The sequence below is a fragment of the Pantoea sp. S62 genome (assembly GCF_016658625.1).
In the GTDB taxonomy this organism is placed as follows: Bacteria; Pseudomonadota; Gammaproteobacteria; order Enterobacterales; family Enterobacteriaceae; genus Pantoea; species Pantoea vagans.
The window spans coordinates 1-19,135 of record NZ_JACVVI010000013.1; the positions used below are offsets into that span (position 1 = coordinate 1).

At 48.5% G+C, this 19,135-nt stretch carries 16 protein-coding genes; all 16 read left to right on the forward strand.

Features of this window, described 5'->3' with window-relative positions; translation table 11 throughout:
- Positions 1 to 1,509, forward strand: a 1,509-nt coding sequence (locus IBT54_RS17340) for a type VI secretion system Vgr family protein (protein ID WP_236263464.1), incomplete at its 5' end; no start/stop codon positions are given.
- 2 nt (positions 1,510 to 1,511) lie between these two features.
- Positions 1,512 to 2,306 carry a DcrB-related protein gene (locus IBT54_RS17345; RefSeq protein ID WP_201252557.1) on the forward strand — a complete coding sequence of 265 codons (795 nt, stop codon included), beginning with the start codon at positions 1,512 to 1,514 and terminating at the stop codon, positions 2,304 to 2,306.
- A gap of 3 nt (positions 2,307 to 2,309) precedes the next feature.
- Complete coding sequence (locus IBT54_RS17350) at positions 2,310 to 3,584, forward strand: PAAR domain-containing protein (RefSeq protein ID WP_201252558.1); 1,275 nt, start codon at positions 2,310 to 2,312, stop codon at positions 3,582 to 3,584.
- Positions 3,577 to 3,852, forward strand: coding sequence for a hypothetical protein (locus IBT54_RS17355; protein ID WP_201252559.1), 276 nt, complete (start codon positions 3,577 to 3,579; stop codon positions 3,850 to 3,852). The genes IBT54_RS17350 and IBT54_RS17355 overlap by 8 nt, the downstream gene beginning before the upstream one ends.
- A 194-nt stretch (positions 3,853 to 4,046) precedes the next feature.
- A complete protein-coding gene (locus IBT54_RS17360; RefSeq protein WP_201252560.1) occupies positions 4,047 to 4,304 on the forward strand; it encodes a hypothetical protein in 258 nt (85 codons plus the stop codon).
- A 246-nt stretch (positions 4,305 to 4,550) separates the two neighbouring features.
- Positions 4,551 to 4,796, forward strand: coding sequence for an immunity protein Tsi6 family protein (locus IBT54_RS17365; protein WP_236263471.1), 246 nt, complete (start codon positions 4,551 to 4,553; stop codon positions 4,794 to 4,796).
- 148 nt (positions 4,797 to 4,944) lie between these two features.
- On the forward strand, positions 4,945 to 6,036 hold the full coding sequence (tri1, locus tag IBT54_RS17370; RefSeq protein ID WP_201252561.1) for an ADP-ribosylarginine hydrolase Tri1: 1,092 nt from the start codon (positions 4,945 to 4,947) through the stop codon (positions 6,034 to 6,036).
- A gap of 394 nt (positions 6,037 to 6,430) precedes the next feature.
- Positions 6,431 to 9,016, forward strand: coding sequence for a type VI secretion system Vgr family protein (locus IBT54_RS17375; RefSeq protein WP_201252562.1), 2,586 nt, complete (start codon positions 6,431 to 6,433; stop codon positions 9,014 to 9,016).
- Between the two features lies 1 nt (position 9,017).
- Positions 9,018 to 9,797: a hypothetical protein gene (locus IBT54_RS17380; RefSeq protein ID WP_201252563.1), complete on the forward strand. Its 780-nt coding sequence runs from the start codon at positions 9,018 to 9,020 to the stop codon at positions 9,795 to 9,797.
- 223 nt (positions 9,798 to 10,020) lie between these two features.
- Positions 10,021 to 10,737 carry a hypothetical protein gene (locus IBT54_RS25230; RefSeq protein ID WP_236263466.1) on the forward strand — a complete coding sequence of 239 codons (717 nt, stop codon included), beginning with the start codon at positions 10,021 to 10,023 and terminating at the stop codon, positions 10,735 to 10,737.
- A gap of 197 nt (positions 10,738 to 10,934) precedes the next feature.
- Positions 10,935 to 11,780, forward strand: a complete 846-nt coding sequence (locus IBT54_RS17390; protein ID WP_201252564.1) for a hypothetical protein — start codon at positions 10,935 to 10,937, stop codon at positions 11,778 to 11,780.
- 17 nt (positions 11,781 to 11,797) lie between these two features.
- The gene (locus IBT54_RS17395; protein WP_033782841.1) at positions 11,798 to 12,238 is read left to right on the forward strand and encodes a DcrB-related protein; all 441 of its coding nucleotides are present in this window, start codon (positions 11,798 to 11,800) and stop codon (positions 12,236 to 12,238) included.
- Positions 12,239 to 12,241: 3 nt separating this feature from the next.
- Entirely contained in the window at positions 12,242 to 16,630 is a 4,389-nt protein-coding gene (locus tag IBT54_RS17400) for an RHS repeat-associated core domain-containing protein (protein WP_201252565.1), read from the forward strand.
- A complete protein-coding gene (locus IBT54_RS17405) occupies positions 16,627 to 17,097 on the forward strand; it encodes a hypothetical protein (protein WP_201252566.1) in 471 nt (156 codons plus the stop codon). The genes IBT54_RS17400 and IBT54_RS17405 overlap by 4 nt, the downstream gene beginning before the upstream one ends.
- 445 nt (positions 17,098 to 17,542) lie before the next feature.
- On the forward strand, positions 17,543 to 18,505 hold the full coding sequence (locus IBT54_RS17410) for a hypothetical protein (RefSeq protein ID WP_201252567.1): 963 nt from the start codon (positions 17,543 to 17,545) through the stop codon (positions 18,503 to 18,505).
- On the forward strand, positions 18,505 to 19,086 hold the full coding sequence (locus IBT54_RS17415) for a hypothetical protein (RefSeq protein WP_201252568.1): 582 nt from the start codon (positions 18,505 to 18,507) through the stop codon (positions 19,084 to 19,086). The genes IBT54_RS17410 and IBT54_RS17415 overlap by 1 nt, the downstream gene beginning before the upstream one ends.
- Positions 19,087 to 19,135: the final 49 nt, after the last annotated feature.

Below are 19,135 nucleotides of genomic sequence, written 5' to 3' on the forward strand. Positions count from 1 at the left end.
CAGTATCAGGAGAGCAGCCTGGACTTTATCAGCCGCCTGATGGAGCTGGAGGGGATTTACTACTTCTTCCGCCACGAGGCGGACAAACATACGCTGGTGCTGTGCGACGCGCCGGACCAGCATCAGGCGTTTCCGGGCTATGAGACCATTGCTTATCACGTCACCCAGTCTGGTGGGGTGGTCACGGAAGAGGGCATCAGCCAGTGGTCACTGGCGGAGAGCGTGACGCCGGGCATCTACAGCACCGACGACTACGACTTCCGCAAGCCGAACGCGTGGATGCTGCAGGCGCGGCAGAACCCGGCGTCGCCGGTGCCGGGCTCGGTGGACGTCTACGACTGGCCGGGTCACTTTGTCGACCACAGCCACGGCGAGTCCTACGCGCGCATTCGCCAGGAGGTGTGGCAGGCCGAGCACCACAGCGTCAGCGGGTCGGGCACGGCCACCGGTATCGCGCCGGGCTTTACCTTCGCCATCATCAACGCGCCGCACTTCAGCGACAACGGCGAGTATCTGGTGACCTCGGCGACCTATGACTTTGCCGAGAACTCCTACGCCAGCGGTGATACCGGCGACAGCCGCCACAACATCCACTTCACGGTGCTGCCGTCGTCGGTGACGTACCGCACGCCGCCGGAGACGCCGTGGCCGAAAACACACGGCCCGCAGACCGCGAAGGTGGTCGGGCCGAAAGGCGAGTCCATCTGGACCGACCGCTATGGCCGGGTGAAGGTGAAGTTTCACTGGGACCGGCTGGCGAAGGGCGACGACACCAGCTCCTGCTGGGTGCGCGTCTCCAGCGCATGGGCGGGTCAGGGCTTCGGCGGCGTGCAGATCCCGCGAGTTAACGACGAAGTGGTGGTGGACTTCATCAACGGCGATCCGGACCGTCCGCTGATCATCGGCCGGGTGTATAACGAGGCGAGCATGCCGCCGTGGGCGCTGCCGGCAGCAGCGACGCAGATGGGCTTTTTAAGCCGGTCGAAGGATGGCACGGCGGATACGGCGAACGCGCTGAGGTTTGAGGATAAGGCGGGTGAGGAACACCTGTGGATTCAGGCACAGAAGAACATGGATACGCATGTTAAAAATGATGAATCACACAGTGTTCTGAACAATCGCATGGTTTCAGTGGGTGCTAATAATGAGACCAGGATAGAAGGCGACCATACTCTCGGCACTCAGGGAAATAGTAAAACGCTGACAACGGGCAATCGTACTGAACAGGCCTTTGCTTCTTACACAATTGCAGCCGGAGATACCGTAAGAATCGAGTGTGGTCTCAGCGCGATTGAGTTAACTAAAGAAGGTGCGATTAATTTTATTGGTAAAAATTTTAACATTACCGTTGATGGTAATGGAGAGATTAATACCAAAGGTGGTGAGTTACATTTAAATCCGGAAGGAGGAAGCGCTGCAATAATTGCACCGGGTAGTGGACATAAAAATAAAATAAAAAGTGAAATTGAAAACTACTTTTCTTCATCAGCAAAAAATACTAAAGGATAAAAATGGCCACCTATACTCTTCAGGAAGCTTCAATTGAACTGCCCGACATATTTAAAGACAGGACAATGAATCTTTTTACGCTCAGCGAAAATAATGCGAGTGAGTTTACGTTCGTAGTGTCTCGTGCATCTGCTTTTCATGACGATACAGTGCAAAAAGTGGCCGCTAGAATTATCAATGAGATGAGTGTCACTGTTCCCGCTTTTGTAAACGTAACATCACAACTGATCGAGATAGATAATCTGCCTGCAGTTGAGCTTTTTTATCATTTTGAAAATGATGGCGCTGAGATCTGGCAAAAACAATCGATTGTTTTATTTGATGATGACGCCGGGGGTAAAAAGATTGTTTGTTATATTGGAACATGCCCAGGACGTTTTAATGATTATTATAGTAAGCAATATCATGAGATTATTAACAGTATAAAATTTAATTCTCGTGATTCTGATCATGAGCCGGTACCCGTGGCAACTGATGCGTCGGGGATTTTCTTTTCTTTTGATAACGATACTAAAGTGCTTACCTCACATGAAACGGTGACATTACTTTATCAGAATGTTGATTTGAAAAGAGCTCTGAATGGCAGTTATTTGTTCTTTGACTCAGCGGGAAGCCCATTACATATCGGCGCCTTAAATAATGAAGAGCCGTTGCGCTATGCACTATGGACATCACCACACAGAAAAAACTCATCTGTAAGAGATATTCTTGGCATGGCAAAAGCATTTAAAGGACCAGCAGATCTCGCCAGCGAATCACAAATCCTTGCGTTTCTTCAGAGACATGAGGATGTATAAATCATGGCTGACTTCAATGCTGCCAGAGAGCAGGACGAGATAGCCCACACAGCCTCTAAAGGCTGGATGATCGCCGGGTTAATTGGCGGCGCGATATTAGGTGCAGCAGCCGTTGTTGTTACCGGTGGAGCGGCTCTGGTTGTCGTATCTGCAGCAGCAGCCGGTGCCTGCGCTGCCGGGGGGGTGGGTGAAGTGCTTGGCAGCATGTCATGGGCTCCGCGGCATAACACTGGCAGACTGTTATCCGGATCGCCGAATGTTTTCACCAACAGCAGAGCAGCGATACGTGCACATTTGTCCAAAGGCGACTGCGATGAGCACAGCGGCTCATCGCAACGGGTTGCTGAAGGTTCGGACAAAGTTTTTATTAACAACTTTCCTGCCGCCCGTATCGGAGACCGTTTGACCTGCAGCGCTGAGATATCTGGCGGTTCAACCAATGTGTTTATTGGCGGAGGTAAACTTCAGACCGACGATATCAACCCTGAAATCCCTGGCTGGGTAAACTGGGTGATGATGGGAGTGGGCACCGCTGCCGTTGCAGTCCTGGCTTCACCTGCTATAGCTTTGCTAGGATTAGCAGGCGCAATGGGCGGCGGTTATGCCGGCAACTGGGTCGGTGGCAGACTGTTTGGAGAAGGTTCAGACGGACAAAAATGGTCTATGCTGACAGGCAGCTTTGCCGGTGGGGCATTGGGTGGCAAAGGGGGTATGAAATTTGATGCCTGGCGTGCCGGGCTGAAAAATAGTGAGACTAACGGTGTTCCTGTTAGCAAAGAAAAGTTTGATGAGATAATCGCTATTCCAAAGGGAGAAAAACCGCTGCCGGAAACTTATTTGCCATCTGATTATATTGCATCGCATACAAAAGAGTTTTCAGAAGGCGCATCAAGGATTTTTGCTAAACTTGATTATGAGAAATATGGCATCGGAAAACCGGATGAGTGGTCGTCAGAATTTGTAAGTTCTTCAAAAAACATGAATAAAATAATTGCTGAATCTGGTGGTGATTTTAACGTTATCTCAGAGAGATTAGGTATTCCTGCGGAACAGTTACAAAGTGGGAATGTCGTGCGTATTGATTTTATGCCTGGAGAAAAATACAATCCCAAGATCCCGAGTGGCAATGAGTGGGGTGCAAGGGATACGGATCCTTTATGGCTTCCTGGCGGAAAACTACCAAACGGTGATTGGGAAGCTGTCATATCTACTAAGGGAATGCAAAAAGGCATCGATTACGAAGTGTTCGATTTTAAGACGGGAGAAGTTTATGAGTGACGGAATTTTAATTTTTGTAAGAAAAGGTAACTATGCAGTTTTGCAAACTAATGATGGGCTTGTGATAAGCGTTTTATTTCCTAATTTTTATAAAAATTCTCATTTTGATGTAAGTAAGGATTTTTTGCTGGATATCGAGTCTTTGATAAAAGCAAGGGATTTTGAATCGCTCGATCATTTAGCTGATGATATTAGGAAAAATTATAGTGCTTATCAATCTAAAGAAGTGGCCCAAGTCAATATGGCAGGAAAGAAACTTATTAACTAAATCGCTTTGAATGAACGCAAAACTTAATTCTTCGTATGTCGTTTTTCCTGCTGATTAGTGATTTTTTCAATAATATTTAGTCATTAATAAATGAGAATAAACTTCGGGACAAAAAATAACCATCTAATCTTCTTTCTGTAATTCAAGCAGTTCGGGTGCGGACATCTTTTATTTCAATAGCATTGATTATTATCATGGCCGAAAAAGAATTAATTAAAAAAATCTGGGATTTTACTCTGTACGAGTGTAACGATAGCTCATATGTAATGAAGGTTATGTTTAGTGAAGGTGATTACAAAGTTGATGTCGAAAGGTTCTTCATTGTAACTCCATATATTGATATCCGTTCTATCGATATTGAAATGTTAAAAGATCTTTCAAAAAAAATAAGGGAAGGCACAGGGCAGTACGTAATAAATGAAATTAGCAAGGAGAATTTTGAATCGATATAGTTTTAGTTTTTTCTATTTGGTGAATACAAGGTCTGTCTTTGGCTTACTTTATACATTCCGTTTGTAATAAGGTAGGTCCAGTGATTTTTAATTCAAGATCTGCCTTTGCTCTTAAACAAGAAGAGTGCATGTTGGGTTTATGATGAAGAAAGAAGAATATACTGCTTTAGACTACATCAATGATGCTATTGATATCACTAATCAAAGAGCCATGGAAAGGCTAGCTTTACACTTTTTCAGGTTGCTCTGAAACAACTTGTTTACTTAAAAAATTTATTAACGGGTAAAGAGAATGATAAAAGTGTCCTACATAGTATAAAGCTGGGGAGTCTGGCTTCCAAAGAGTTTGATACAACTGACCCAGAGCTTGCTAAACATCTTTCAAACGCAAATTATATTGCCTCTCAAATAGGTACTGGGCTAAAAGTTATCCTTCCTCATCAAACCGATACAGAATATGGAAAGCGTAAAAAGAGATATTTAAAAGTCTAGAAGTAAATGGGTGTTGATATATTTATTTATAATAAGAGCGTAAGTGAATAAAATGCGGTGATAATATAAAATTTATTCCTGTTTATTTAATTTCACTTGGTTGTGTTCTTTCAGTTTTTTTAAGGATGTAAATTTATAAGGAGGTTCTATGATTGATCTTAGGGCTGATGATGATGCGCTTTTCATTTATGCCAGACGTTACGCTCATTTAATACCCCAGGCGTCACGGCAGTTGATGAATAGAATGTCTTATGAACAAAAACCTTTACGCGCTAAACCTGAGGACGCTCTCAAGCCAGAATGGGCGAAATCTTTACCTCAGAAAATTACTGATGAACAGGCATTAGATAAATGTCAGGGTGCTTTAATGGGGTTGGCGGTTGGAGACGCTATAGGCACAACGCTAGAATTTATGCCAAGAGATAAAGCTCGCGTTGATGACATGCTTGGCGGGGGACCTTTCTCACTTAAACCCGGTGAGTGGACTGATGACACCTCGATGGCGCTATGTCTCGCTGAAACTTATATTGAAAGCAATAAATGTGATATTACATTGTTCCGACAAAAGCTACTCAACTGGTATAAGAATGGGACAAATAGTTCTAATGGCGTATGCTTTGATATAGGTAATACAACGCGCTATGCACTTGAGCAATTTGAACAGCACGGGCCCTCCTGGGTGGGGAATACTTCTCCTGAAACAGCTGGTAATGCTGCATTAATTCGCCATGCTCCGACTGCTATTTTTAGAAGAAAATCTTTTGTTGATGGTTGGCGTGATGCCGCGTTGCAGAGTAAAGCTACACATTATGCTCCAGAGTCAATTAATTGTTGTCGTTTTTTTAATGTAATACTTCATTATCTTTTAAGCGGTTACAATAAGAGCGAAAGTTTTGCGCCTCATCTCATGGCCACATCACTACGTGTCCTGCTTATTAATGCCGGTGAATATAAAGAAAAGCATCGGGATCAAATTCGCTCCTCGGGCTATGTTATCGACACCCTTGAGGCCGCATTATGGGCCGTCTGGCATACAGACAATTTTAAAGATGCCATTTTGCTGGCGGCAAATCTTGCTGATGACGCTGATAGTGTGGCAGCAACGGCTGGTCAGTTAGCGGGCGCATTGTATGGACTGTCAGGCATTCCTCAGGAGTGGGTTAATAAAATAGTCGATAAAGACAGAATTCTTGCGCTGGCCGAAAAGCTGTTTCACTTAGCACCTGAAGAGAAAGATTGATGATAAGATCCCATATCTGAAGTATGGGATTTTTTTTATAAATAAAAAGATTGAAGTTGAAGTGGTTTCTAATCACATTCACTAAACTGTAAAGACATTTCGATGAACTTGATCTGAGTAATAATGCATTGTTTGTTATTTATAAATTAAAATTATTAAAAAAAGAATTTTCTCCTTGTGTTTTCTGGTTGACATCCAAAAAACATGTTGACTAAAAAATTATTGCGATGACCATGTTCATAACTGTTTCTCGTTTTTAATCGGAATTTTTGATGAATAATTTCATCCTGAAATCCATTACTTCTAATCAGAAGATGCTTTAAATAAAAAAATTATTTCCCTTCCACTTTTACTGACCCGCTTCATCGTCAGTTCTGTCTGTACGGAAAAAAACATGTTCTCACGCATTACTGCACAGCTGCCGGCGGACGGCCTGCTGTTCCATACGCTCACGGGCACCGAGACGCTGTCCCGTCCGTTTGTGCTCACCGCCGAACTGCTGGCCACCGACGCGCGCATCGACCGTCACGCCCTGCTGGGCAAGCCGGTGACCTTTTCGCTGCCGACCGATGGCCTGATGAGCGCGCTGAGTCCGCGCTACCTCAACGGCAAAATCACCCGGATAGCGGTGCGCAGCCAGGAGCTGAGCGGCACCCGCTACGCGGTCTACCAGCTGACGGTCGAGCCGGACCTGTGGCCGATGCGGCGCGACCGCAACCTGCGCATCTTCCAGAGCCAGACGGTGCCGCAGATTGTGCAGACGCTGCTGAAGGAGTACGCGGTCAACGTTGAGACGCGGCTGGCGGGCAACTACCGGGTGTGGGAGTACTGCGTTCAGTATCAGGAGAGCAGCCTGGACTTTATCAGCCGCCTGATGGAGCTGGAGGGGATTTACTACTTCTTCCGCCACGAGGCGGACAAACATACGCTGGTGCTGTGCGACGCCCCGGACCAGCATCAGGCGTTTCCGGGCTATGAGACCATTGCTTATCACGTCACCCAGTCTGGCGGGGTGGTCACGGAAGAGGGCATCAGCCAGTGGTCACTGGCGGAGAGCGTGACGCCGGGCATCTACAGCACCGACGACTACGACTTCCGCAAGCCGAACGCGTGGATGCTGCAGGCGCGGCAGAACCCGGCGTCGCCGGTGCCGGGCTCGGTGGACGTCTACGACTGGCCGGGTCACTTTGTCGACCACAGCCACGGCGAGTCCTACGCGCGCATCCGTCAGGAGGTGTGGCAGGCCGAGCACCACAGCGTCAGCGGGTCGGGCACGGCCACCGGCGTCGCGCCGGGCTTCACCTTCTCCATCATCAACGCGCCGCACTTCAGCGACAACGGCGAGTATCTGGTGACCTCGGCCACCTATGACTTCGCCGAGAACAGTTACGCCAGCGGCGACACCGGCGACAGCCGGCACAACATCAGCTTCACGGTGCTGCCGTCGTCGGTGACGTACCGCACGCCGCCGGAGACGCCGTGGCCGAAAACGCACGGCCCGCAGACCGCGAAGGTGGTGGGGCCGAAAGGCGAGTCCATCTGGACCGACCGCTACGGCCGGGTAAAGGTGAAGTTTCACTGGGACCGGCTGGCGAAGGGCGACGACACGAGTTCGTGCTGGGTGCGCGTCTCCAGCGCCTGGGCCGGTCAGGGGTTCGGCGGGGTGCAGATCCCGCGTGTCAACGACGAAGTGGTGGTGGACTTCATCAACGGCGATCCGGATCGCCCGCTGATCATCGGCCGCGTGTATAACGAGGCGAGCATGCCGCCGTGGGCGCTGCCAGCGGCAGCGACGCAGATGGGTTTTCTGAGCCGGTCGAAGGATGGCACGGCGGACACCGCGAACGCGCTGAGATTTGAGGATAAGGCGGGTGAGGAACACCTGTGGATTCAGGCGCAGAAGAACATGGATACCCATGTTAAAAATGACGCTAGCCATTCAGTCGCCAACAATCACAGCCATTATGCGGGCGGCAATGAGTTGTATCGGGTCGAAACCAATCGTGTTCACGGTGTTAAAGGGGGCGAAGAGCGGCTGACCGGTAAAGGCAAACTTGATGCGGTAGTCGATACCTATGTCGTGGGCTCGGGCACTAAACTCCGCCTTGAATGCGGAGAGAGCGCTATCGAGCTTAATGCGAATGGCCAGATTAATATTGTGGGTAAAGGCTTCAATATTTTCGTGCAAGGCGACGGTCATATCACCACCTCTGGCGGCAAACTGAACCTGAACACAGATGGTGCGAAGCCAGGCACCAGCGCACCGGGATCCAGTCATAAACAGAACATCAGCCAGGCGGTAGAGAACCTGTTCCCGCCGAAGCAGAAAGGACAGGCCGCGCCCGCTGCGCCAAAAGCTGCGACGGCACCGGCGAAAGGGGCGGCTGCACCGTTAAAACAAAATACAAATTCAGGTGACCCGAAGAAACTTGATGATAGTGTGGTTCGGTCAATTATGAAGTCAGAGGGTGTGGGTGGTGAACAGGGCGGTGTGCCGGAAATGTATGGTTTCAGAAAAGGATTTGGGCCTGCATATAAAGATATCGCTGCCGCCAGGAAGAAGTACGGACAGGGTAGTGATGAAGAATTTGAGGTGGTTTCAAAATATATGAACCAGACGGCCCAAAAAGCCGGGGCGCTTAATTTTAGTGACCCAGGAAAACAAGCGGCCGTTATGTCATTAGCTCATATGAGAGGAGTGGGAGGCGCTCAGGCAATACTCAATTCTATGAGTGGTGATGACATCGTCAAATCCTCACAACTCACTGAAAAATCTATTGACTATGTTGAGAAAATGGGTTCTTCTGAATTCCAAAATGACCTTGTAAGCGCCAGATTAAATTATGACAAGGCTATATATGGTTCAACCACTACGGTGAAAAATGGTGTTTCTTATAACTGGTGGGATCATTATTCAACCGGTTTGACCAAGCGCTATACCAATGAAGCTGCAGAATTTTTAAAGTTTTCAGGTGAATAAAATGAATTTATTTATTAAGTTATTTTTTCTGGTTGTTTTTACAAGTAGCTCAATAGGTGTTGCAGCAGCATCGGATACCCATTCGGCTTTCTCTCAATATAATAGTCTGAACAATGTTTCAACTATTTTTAATGACCGGAAAGTCGTTTCCAGTTTAAAGTCTGTGCTAGGTAGTGAGTACAATAACTTCAGCCAGAATTTTGATGTTTTTGGTCAACCTCACAAAACAGCTAACGGTGGTATATTCGTTGAGGGCTGGTTAAAAGATCTTTATCTTGAGCAGGCTTCTGCATTTGTTATACAGCCTGACGGTAAAGTCTACGCTGCATGGATGCTGCCTGAGGATGATAAAATACATTATGTAAGTAATGATCGTGCAGGTAATAATATGCAGGATGATATTGCACTATGGGCAAAACGCTTTGATAAAGATAAGTCAACCACTCCCGATAAGAATCTAAAAGATAGTCAAAAAGATGGCGGGAAAGTTTTTGAGACGGCAAAATTTAAAATCAAAATAACTTCGCTCTGTGCTGCTGGTTCGGAGTGTAATGACGTTAGTTATGAGGGTGTAAGAAAATCAGATGGTGCAGTTGTCAGATTAAAAGGTAAAGCCACGAAAAGTGATTGTGGTCAAGCATCCTGCGCGGTGCTGAGTTATAAATTCCGCAATCATGATGCAACCTATATTATCAATAATGTAATTAGCAATCTTACCGTTGTTGTTAATAATAAAATAGTATTGTCAGAAAATGGAAAGTGGAAGAATACTTCCGAGTAATGAAAACCTGTGTGATAGTGCGTCATCTTTGTGCACTATCACAAATGGTGTTTATATATCATATTGGAATAAATTTTTTTAAATAGCATATCTTAATGATGAATTTAATTTACTTTTAGGTGTGCTACTGGGGATTGTTTTATCTGTACATGCTCATTGTGCAGTGGTGGTCGATTCCAGCATTGACCTCAAAGCCTCTGACTTTCGTGTGATGATTAATCAAATGAACAAAATTGGATTTAGTATAGTGGTTTTGTTGTCATTCTCTTCTTTATCCTTGTTTGCTTTTGATGACTTTACCGGTCAGTGGAGTGGGCAGCAAAAAAATGATAATGGGTCATTATTCTCGACGCTAACATTAAAATTAAAACAGAATAATAATAACGTAACGGGTAGTTATTGTTATGTCACCAGAGGCGGGAACAAAATAGATTGCCCTGAGAGTAATGGCATTAATCTCAAAGGCACTGCAAATGGTAAGAAAGCTGTGATTGAATTTGATTCTTCATTTGGCGGGGCGGAGGGTAAAGCAAATTTAGAAATTAAAGATAATAAAATTTTATGGAAGATAATCAAAGATCCTGAGAATGGCGAGTTTTATGCGCCAAAAGCTTATACGCTCGATAAAGAAGTTAATCAGAGTGATTTAAAGTCGAAGATAAAAGTTTTTTCGACATCTGATTTCACCATTACTTTAGTTAATGGTTGCGGAGGTTTTTATATTGTATGCGATAAAGTTAAATATTTTGGCCTCAGGAATAAAGATGGGAAAAAAATTACTCTTGAAGGTAAAACCATTCAGCCTGTTAATTCAAGTAAAGCTGAAGGGATGACTTTTAACAATCGCAGTGTTGATTATATTGTGCGCTTTGATCCTCTTACGTTAAAGGTAATTCAGGGCAATAAAACACTTGTAGAGCAAAGTGGTAAGTGGGAGTGATGATTTTTTCCAAAGTGACAGTTTTCCTTCGCCTCGAAGGATAATCATAAAGTTAATTGATGTTGTGGTGTTTTATCTCGTTCCCCACGTATAATTCAATTGTGATTTTTCAATTTATATTGAGCGGGTTTAATCGCGCTGCATTATTTAATAAATAAAAATTCTCTTATTTTTTATTACTAACCCCGATAAAAACAATGATTATAAATCGTTCTTTCGCCAGTCTTATGTTTGTGTCTGTCCTCATGTTTTTATCCTGTATTGCCAGGGCTGAATCCACCGTGGAATCGTCTGTTCCTGCTCTTAACGAAGGCGATTTTTCCGTTCTGCTGAACGACTATGCTTTCACTCCTGGTGACACCTGGAGCAACGAAAGTTTCGTACGCGCGGGCAGGGCCCTCAGTTCAGTTCTGGCCGGAGAAGTGGACATCAACAACCAGCAGTACAACTACTTTCAGCATACCTATGATGGCTTTGAGTTATTTAGCGCGGCAGCGGTTGGAGATGCCAGCCACACGGTTCTGGCTGAGATCCTTCTGAGAAATGCCAGCGTGCCGACGACCCGAAATATAAAGATAGGCGATAGCCCCGAACAGGTTCAGCAAGCCTATGGACCCGGAAAAGAAGACAACAGTGATAATCAGCAATGGCTTGTCTACCAGTCGGGCGGGAAACAGTTAATGTTCCAGATTGACCAGGGGAAGGTCAGCTCCATCATGTTGAAAACAGATCTGGGTGCAGAGCAAAGCGAAATCAGCGCTGACCAGGCTATCAGTGCCGCAACGGAAGCGATTCACACCTGGCACCTGACCAGCCTCGATGATAAATGCCTGCGGTACGATCTCGATGACAGCAGTGATAAACGTTTCTTTGTCATCACGGTTCGTGAAGATCATCACGACACCAGTTGCGGTGGGGATCCTGATATTACGCATCGACTTTTCGACATTAAAGTTGCTCGAGATAATACACAGCTACTCACTAATGCCGACAACGTTGATGGCGAATACCATAGCCTGATTCCACCCGCTACAAACCATTAATAAAACGGAAATCTATTATGAATTACCAATTCAATGAGGGCGCCTTTGCGCTTTTTCCTGCTGCCTGGCAGGACACCACCATGAATATTCTCCGCGACGAAGCCAGTGGCCTGGCTTTGGTTGTAAGCCGTGGTGTTATTTCTGAGGGCAGTGATGCGGAAAAAGAATTCCAGCGTCAGTGGGACACGTTGCGGAGTCAGATGGGTCACATCCAGCAGAGTGAGTTTGTACGCGTGATGGCTGGTGTGGATAACACCCTGCACGCAATTGAAGTTGAAACTATGTTTGACCGTAACGGGCAGGCCGTGTGGCAGAAACAGCTGGCTACGCAGGTGCCGGACTCGAACACCTTAATGATTTTTACGCTCTCCGCGATGCGTCCATTCAATGAAGAAGACGGACAGCGCTGGAGTGCTTTTAAACAAAGCCTGACTCTGAACACGCCACGGAAAGCATAACTTATGGATAATCCTGCGGCCCGCGTGGGCGATGAGATCATTCACTCCAGCATTTTTGCTGATATCACCAGCATTGTGGCAGAAGGTGCGGCGTATGCCGTCATTGGTGCCGCAGTGGGTGCTGCTATCGTCTCGGCAGCGCCCCTGTTGGGTACAGGGGTAGCAGCGGCTAGTGTAGCCGCTGTGGGTAACAGTTGCCTGCTCAGCGGTATTCTGGGTGGTGTACTGGCCAATGCGGTGGGTCTGTCACAGGAGATCAGCAAAGCAGCCGATGGTCTGGGTAACATGATATTTCCGCCGTCACCCGCCGGTGTGATCGCCAGTGGGTCAGAGAATGTCTACGTTAATGGTCTTTTAGCCGCACGTGCGGCCGGGATGCTCACGCCCGGTGAGACACCGCCACCGGAACCACAATCGCCGCAGAGCTTTGCGGACTATGGCGGCATGCTGCTGTCTGCGGTCGGCCAGTTTGGCAGTGCAATGTGGCAGCCCACGGTCGCCTCCGCCGATGCGGGCACCTCTCCGCTGGAGCAGGACAAAGTGGCCTGTGAAAAACACAGTGCGCCGCAATATCTGGCTCAGGGGTCGAAAAGCGTCTTTATCAATGGCCAGCCAGCGGTGCGCGCAAAGGATAAAACCACCTGTGATGCCACCGTAAGTGACGATGTTTCCCCCAATGTCATTATTGGTGGTGAAACCGTCACGGTCAGAGAGATCAAAAGCGGCAAGGTACCGGGTCTCGCCGTGATGATGATCGGCCTTTCTCTCCTGCGTGGTCGCCCGTGTCAGATCCTGAAAAATATGCCCTGCGCATTGGCAATGGCGGGCGGCGGCATGCTGGCAGATATGTCGATTAACGCGGCCTTCTCGTCGCTGTTCCCGGTTCATGCAGCGACCGGCGTTAAAGTCCTTAATGATGATGCCGAGCGTGATTTTTCCCTCCCTGGACGTTTCGCGCTCAGTTTTCAGCGCAGCTATAACAGCCTGACTCAGCGCGCTGGCCTGTTTGGTCAGGGCTGGGCCACAGTGTTTGACAGCTATCTGACGCTGGAAGGTAATCGGGCGACCTGGTTTGATGACAACGGGCGTGAACTGAGCTATGACGTTCCCGGTGAAAAAGAGGTGCTCTACAGCATCAGCGAAGGGCTGATGGTTCGGCGCAATGAGTCAGGCGATATCGCTATTGCCGATGACGACGGTGCGGTATGGCGTCTTTACCGGCGCACGGCTGCCGATCCGCAGGTGCTGCGGCTGGCTTCACTCAGCGACGAGTACGGTAATGCGCTGGAGATGGGCTGGGATGAACAGGCTCGTCTGGTGCGTATCCATGACGCGCCGCTGGCGATTAACGTTACGCTGCATTACGACGACAAGCAGCACGCGAGGCGTCCGACATCCGCCAGCCATTTTGATGGCGATCAGCACTGGCCTCTGACGCGCTGGACATACACTGAACAGGGCCAGCTTGCCAGCGTTACTGATGCGGCTGGCGTTGTGTCGCGGCGTTTCCGGTACAACGACGACGGGTTAATGGTCTGGCATCAGCTGCCCGGCGGGCTCGAAAGCGAATATCGCTGGCAGAAGCTGGATCACTGGCGCGTAGTTGAGAACCGCACCAATACCGGTGACGGCTGCCACATGCATTACGATCTTAAGGCGGGCATCACGCGTGTGTCGACCTATGACGGTCAGCAGCGCGAACACCACTGGAATGCCGCGGGTCTCATCACCTGTTATATTGATGAGCGGGGTGAGAAGTGGCGCTATGAGTGGGATGAAAACGAACTCCTGACGCGTCGCATCGATCCGCTGGGCAATGCGGTGAGCTTCGCCTATGACGATCTGGGTAACCGCGTTGAAGAGAAAGATGCTGACGGCGGTGTTCAGGCGGTGCAATGGCTGTCACACCGTTCGCTGCCCACGGTGGTTGCCGGAGCTGATGGTTCCACAACGAAATACTATTACGATCCCCATCACGGTCTTGAACGCGTGGTTAATGCACTCGGTCAAAGCACGATCTATAAGCGGGATGAGTCCGGGCTGGTTGTCGAGGAGATCGACGCAGCAGGTAACAGTTACCGCCGTGAGTTTAACGATGCCGGGCAGGTTATCCGTGAAACCGACTGTTCAGGGCTGACCACGCGCTACCGTTATCATCCTCTGGGCTGGCTCAGCTCTGTCACCGCGCCAGATGGCGAAGAAACCCGTTATCACTATGATGCCGCAGGCCGTCCTCTTCAGCTGGAACGTGCAGAGGGATGGGAAGAGCGGTTGTACTGGAGTGAAAACGGACTGCCGCTGGCCTATGAGTCGGCTGATGGCAAGCGCAGTGAATTCCGTTACGACAATGTCGGGCGATTGATCGCCAACCGCAATGCGCAGGGTGAGACGGTTCAGCGAAGCTGGGACAGCCGTGGCCGGTTGACGGCGCTGCAAAACGAGAACGGTGAGCAGTACCAGTTCGAATGGGGCGCAGACTCTCTGTTGCTGGCTCAGGTTGGGCTGGATGGCGTTGCCACCCGATACGACTATGACGCGGCGGGCCGCACGGTATCACGCACCTTTGCCGCCGGGCATCCTCACTCCATTACCCATCGTTATCACTGGAGCCGCGCGGGACAACTGCTGGCGCGAACCACGCCGGAAGGCCAGACGCGCTATCACTACAGCGGTGGCGGCCAGCTGGGTAATGTGTCGCAGCATCTGCCGCTGTCTGACACCGAGTGGAGCCAACAGGCCGAGCAGGAGATCACCTTTAAATATGATGCGCTGGGCCGCATCGTTGCTGAACAGGGAGAGCAGGGCGAACTGGCGTGGGAGTATGACGCGCTGGGTAACTGCACAGCCTTAACACTGCCGGATGGTCGTAATCTCAAGCAGCTTTACTACGGCAGCGGCCATTTACTGAGCATCGCATTAGACAACCTGCCGGTCACCGAGTTTACCCGTGACACGCTGCACCGGGAACTGAGCCGGACGCAGGGCGGCCTGACCATGCGCAGTGAATATGACCGGTTAGGCAGACTGCGCCGCCGTGACGTGTTCAAAGGCGACTCGCAGCGTCCTGCACCGCGCGTCTGGTCCCGTCGGCGCGACTTCGATTACGGCAACAACCTGATTCGTGAAGAGCGTGACGATAATCCGTTCAGCCAGACATTATGGAACTACGATAACGCTGGCCGGCTGTTGTCTCAGGACGGTGCGCAGCCGGGTAATGAACAGTGGCGCTGGGATGGCGCAGGCAATCCGCTGGATCGCCATAGTGCCGCCCACGTCATGCATAACCGCGTCACCGAACTGAACGGTATCCGCTGGCAGTACGATATTCATGGCCGCACCACTGAGAAAGATGACGGCCAGACCCGCTGGCGCTACCGTTACGATGGTGAGCATCGCCTTATGGACGTCATCAGCGAGCCGCGGGACCGTAACAAGCCGCGCACTAAGGTGAGTTTCCGCTACGATCCGCTGGGACGCCGCATTAGTAAAACCAGCCAGCAGCTGTTACAGGGAAGACCATCTGGCAACGTCGTAACGACGCGTTTTGTGTGGGAAGGCTACCGCCTGCTGCAGGAGATCCACGACGGCACTCAGCTGACCTACTTTTACAGCGACAGCCAGAGCTATGAACCGCTGGCGCGTATTGATGGCGTGGAAAGCCCGGAGATTTACTGGTTCCATAATGCGGCCAACGGGATGCCGGAGCTGCTGACAGACAGTGAAGGGCAAAAAGCCTGGGAAGGGATAAACAGCCCGTGGGGCAAACTGCTGCGCGAGTCCAGCCAGCGAATGCCTGTCGTTCAGCAGAACCTGCGTATGCAGGGCCAGTACCTGGACCGGGAAACCGGACTGCACTACAATCTGTTTCGTTATTATGATCCGGACAGCGGACGGTTTACTCAGCAGGACCCGATAGGGCTGGCGGGCGGGATCAACCTTTACCAGTATGCGCCGAATGCGCTGGGTTGGGTGGATCCGTGGGGGTTGATGAAGTGTAAGAACCCTGCGAAAGAAGCGACGAAGTGGCAGGGGCCAAGTAATAAAGATTATCCTGGCATCGATGTTTATGAGAATACGGTTATAAAAAAAGGGACGATTCTTTATGCTCTTCATCCTAATGGAGACCGGTTACCTGCTTATACAGTAAGCCATCCTACAGTCAGACAGTATAAAGGTGATCCACTTGGTTATCATAAAGCTTTGCAAGTTATGCTAGACCCAGCATTTACAATGCGTTCAAAGGTGAGAGCTTACTACGTTACCGAAGATATACATGTAGCCAGAGGACGTGCTGAAGCTAATGCTCAGTATGGTCGAGGAGGAGGGCTACAGTTTTATATACCGGAAGAGGCTCGGCTTAAACTGAAACCTGGAAAAGTAATTGATATATGAAAAAAATGATTTTAGAAGAGAATGGTGCTTTGCTTGTGGATGGAAGTAAAATAGAACTTTCTTCTTACGAACAATTTATTAATTCTTCGTTTTTTAAATCTTCTGATGACCTTATAACTGTAGGTGAGTATTATTTTTCAGCAAAAAATGTCATATGGCATAATGAACCGTTCCATGTACAATTTAGGCCCGCTATTTTTTCTGTTAATAAGAGCGTGTTCCTAATCAGTAAAACTGGTGAGTTTTATAAAAAAATTAACGATTGGGAAAAAAGAGCAAATGTAAACGTTTTAATTTCTGAAGAGAAAAGATTGTATGAGTGGATGATGGAAAAGTATCCAGGTAATTATAAGGGTGAATTAAAAGATCCTCCATATGGTCATGTTTGGGGGTTTTCATGGGGTGAGATAACGGTACAGTCTAATGAAAAATCATTTACGTGCGGGATATATATTGAGTGGAGATAAATTTAAAATTAACCAACCTGTCATTATATTAATATGTTGTGCTGCTGCAGAAAATTATAATGAAGGTTGTTAATATTCAACTATTAACATTGGTAAGTATTATTACTGTCTGCAGGCACTGCGATATTGAAGGCCGAACAGTTGATAAATATGATGGACATACCTACTACCTACATTGCTACCATGGTGAGCGTCGCCTAAAGAAATTTATTTATTCTGCCAATTGATCTTAAAACTTTTCCGATGAAGTGTAGCTAGGTTGTTATATTTTCTTAGTGAAGGGTTTATTAGAATAACTATTTATCTCTTTTAATTAAAAATAACGTTTTTAGCTTATTTTATGGTTATCGATATGTAATCTGTTGCGGTAATGACCGGCTCTCTATTCCGAATTTCAATGCTTAAAAACTCTATCTTCATATGTTCAAACTTATAAGGAGATAAAATGAACCTGCCAGGAATGAATCCCGAAAATAACTTACCGGGTTATGACATCGCGAGAATGACCGGTTATGGGGCACCAGATTTTGATTTCAAAGCGCTGGGTGCAGCAATGGATTGTACCCGGGAGTTTTATCAGGCTGGCATCATCTATGCAGATGGTGCACAGCGATATCTTGTCCGGCCTGGTCAGCGTCATCCTAATGGCCAAAGTGGTATCGTCACACATCTTATTGTGACCAAAACGCCTAAGCAAGCCACAGCGTCTGATACGGGCAAGTCACTGAGTGAAGCAGTCAGCGCGACCTCAATGGGCACGGAGATTGCCTCGACCGTGCTTTCCTGTGGTGCAATGATTATCACCGCTGGCGTGGCGGTTATCGGTGCTTCAGCAACGCCGATAACGGCTGGCAGTAGCGGCGTGCTTGTCGCCATTGGTTATGCCGGTGCTTCGGCAACAGGTGTGCAGTGTATTAATGGTATCTACCGGGTTTATGATCTCGTCGAAAACGGTGGTGAAAACGTCGCGTGGCTGGACTCTCAGGAGTGGTACGTTGCCACTTCAACGTCTCTTGACCTTATTTCACTTGCCAGTGTGGGCGGTGCATTAAAAGAAGCTCTGGCAACATGGCGAGCGATGAAATCGGTCTCTTCTTTAAAAGCCACGGAGTGGCTCAGGAACTATCCAAGGCAGGACAAGGCGCGGCTTACTGAATTAATCATCAAGGCACAAAACCCGGGTATAACTAATAAAGAGCTTAAAGCCGCCATCCGTGCAGGACTTTATCCAAAGCGTTTCCCTGTAGAGCCGGTGCAAAAAGAACTTGTTAAGCAACTCGCGCAGGTCGTCACGAGCGCAGCGGCTGTGGCAGGCAGTGCTGTCAGTGGTATCATTGCTGCTCCAGGTAACGTGCCGCGTACCGGACGCTACATCGTGGGAACAATCCAGTCACTGGCGGTAATTTAATGCAATTTTTATCATGGCTTATTGGACGTAATATCACTGAACTCCTGCAACAGGGGCGCGAAATAGATCAGGCAATCGCACGGCAGGATGATTCCATACTTGCCCGTTCCACTTCAGAGCTTGAGCGCTATTTTAAACAGCCTTCTGAGTCGCTGCCCCGGCAAAACGGCTTCCCGGTTGCACTAGTGCTGATGCTGTTACTGGTCGCATTTGCATTTAACTTGCTGACGTTTCTGCATGCTTTACCTCTGCTTACGCCACAGATACACGCGTTAAGTTTTTTTGTTCCCTCAATTGTCGTTCTTGGCGCGATACTCACCGCCAGTTATCTGCTTGCGCGAGGGCATACATCCGGTGTTCAGGGGCTGGCTTACGTCTGGGCGGTGTTGCTCATATCGACAGTGTTACTCCTGATCTACAGCGTTGTTACGGGTAGCCACTCGGGTCTGTGGCTACTTCTGGCACTCGCTGCTTTGGTGGGTGCTCGCTGGTTACTGAATGGGCAGGCTTTCATCCTGTTTGCCATTTACTGCCGGACACAACGCCTTGCCAGCGTCGCCCGGCAGCGTCGCATGAAGTAACCCGTAATGGTTTTTAGTGCGGTTATCGCGGAACACCCATTCCGCGACT